The sequence below is a fragment of the Vibrio genomosp. F10 str. 9ZD137 genome, assembly GCF_049974785.1.
Lineage (GTDB): Bacteria > Pseudomonadota > Gammaproteobacteria > Enterobacterales > Vibrionaceae > Vibrio.
Window position 1 is genome coordinate 1 of sequence record NZ_JBNGCJ010000301.1, and the last position, 2,290, is coordinate 2,290.

Here is a 2,290-nt window from a genome sequence, read left to right on the forward strand (position 1 = left end):
CGCTCTTCCGATCTAGGGTGCTTCATCTTTCATCGCAATGGATGAGATCAATGAAGATTGGAACCAGCCACGGTGTTGATCCGAACCTTCAAGGTAAAGATCCGCACTATGGCCGTTGTACTCTTCACGAGCATCAACCACAGAGTAGTGCGTAACACCAGAATCAAACCACACATCTAGCGTATCCAGCACTTTTTCGTACTTTTCAGCATCAGCATCGCCCATCAGTTCAGCGGCATCAACATCCCACCACGCTTGAATGCCTTTCTCTTCTACCAATTTCGCTACTTTTTCGATAAGCGCAGGGCTGTCAGGGTGAAGTTCTGCCGTTTCTTTATGAACGAACAGTGCAATTGGCACACCCCAAGTACGTTGACGAGAAACACACCATTCTGGGCGACCTTCAATCATACCCTCGATGCGGCTTTGACCCCACTCAGGCATCCACTCAACACTTTTGATTGACTCTAGTGCTTTTGCTCGTAGGCCAGCTTGATCCATTGAGATGAACCACTGCGGCGTTGCGCGGAAGATGATTGGTGTTTTGTGTCTCCAGCAATGTGGGTAGCTGTGTTCGTACGCGTGATGATGTAAAAGCGCGCCTTTTTCTTTCAATACTTCAAGGACTGAGTCGTTCGCTTTAAAGACATGCTGACCTGCAAATAGTTCTGTATCTGGCAAGTAAACTCCGTTAGAGCCAACCGGGTTAGCGACTTCTAGATCGTATTGTTTACCGACCACGAAATCTTCTTGGCCGTGACCTGGAGCGGTGTGGACTACGCCTGTACCAGCATCAGTGGTCACGTGATCACCAAGCACAGCTGGGACACTAAAATCATAGAACGGGTGGTTGAACTGCATGAGTTCAAGCTCTGCACCTGTCGCAAAACCTAGGTTGTGGTAATGCTCGATACCCGCGCGATCCATGACGTCTTTTGCCAGTTCAGAAGCCACAATGAGACGTTGCTCTTGCTGCTCACCTTTCGCTTCCACTTGAATCAGAACGTATTCTAGATCGTCTCTCAGACACACTGCGCGGTTAGCCGGTAGTGTCCAAGGTGTTGTTGTCCAGATAACAACTGAGAGTTCACCTTGACCTACATGATCGTTAGCCAGTGTGAACTTTTCAATTAAAGCCGCTTCATCTGCCGCTGCAAATTTCACATCTATCGATGGTGATACTTTATCTTTGTATTCCACTTCTGCTTCAGCAAGTGCACTGCCACAATCCGTACACCAGTGAACAGGTTTAAACCCTTTCAGTAGGTGACCATTGTCGGCAATTTTCCCAAGCGCACGGATGATGTTTGCTTCTGTACCGAAATCCATCGTGCGGTAAGGTTTTTCCCACTCACCCATAATGCCAAGACGTTTGAAGCTCTCTTTTTGACCTTCTACTTGCTGAGCCGCGTATTTACGACACTCTTCGCGGAAATCGGCCGCAGAAATCTTTTGTCCTGGCTTGCCTTTCTTCTTTTCAACCATTAATTCAATTGGAAGACCGTGACAGTCCCAACCTGGAATATAAGGCGCATCAAAGCCAGACAGTGTTTTTGATTTAACAATAATGTCTTTAAGAATCTTGTTTAATGCATGACCAATATGAATATCACCGTTAGCGTACGGAGGGCCGTCATGCAGTATGAACGACTTTTTGCCTTTCTTGGCTTTACGAATTTCACCGTAAAGATCTTCTTTATACCAACGCTTAAGCATTTCTGGCTCGCGGTTTGCTAAATTACCGCGCATTGGAAACCCTGTTTCTGGTAAGTTCAGGGTATTTTTGTAATCACTCATCGATTCTTAATTCCGTTCTATTGGGCGAAGTTAGACATTATGTTAATCGGTGGAATAAACCGATCAACGCTTAAGCTGAAGCAACCACACCCTTGCGGCTTCAGCATCCAATTCTATTTGTTGTTTAAGCGCTTCAAACGACTCAAACTTGTGCTCATTTCTGAGTTTGTGTAACAGTATCACTTCCAACTGTTGACCGTACAAATTGCCATCAAAGTCAAATAAGTGCACTTCTAGCTGTTGACGAATCCCATTCACGGTAGGCCTTTGCCCTATATTCGCCACACCACCAATTCTTTGTTGCCCTAGGCCTAATGCCTGTACCACATAAACACCTGATACGGGCGATACACATCGTTTAAGTGGAATATTTGCCGTTGGGAAGCCTATCGTCCGCCCAAGCTTTCTTCCATGTGATACCCGACCACTGATGCTGTACTCACGTCCTAACATTTCACTGGCCGTATCCAACGCATCGTCGGCTAGCGCGTTA

The 2,290-nt window shown here is 46.4% G+C and carries 1 protein-coding gene and 1 pseudogene; both read right to left on the bottom strand.

The features are described 5' to 3' along the window. Positions 1-15: 15 nt before the first annotated feature. A pseudogene (gene ileS, locus ACP45E_RS05535) lies at positions 16-1,797 on the bottom strand (isoleucine--tRNA ligase); the annotation flags it as partial. Positions 1,798-1,860: 63 nt separating this feature from the next. Then, the coding region (locus ACP45E_RS05540; RefSeq protein WP_277815681.1) for a riboflavin kinase at positions 1,861-2,290 on the bottom strand (430 nt) is incomplete at its 5' end.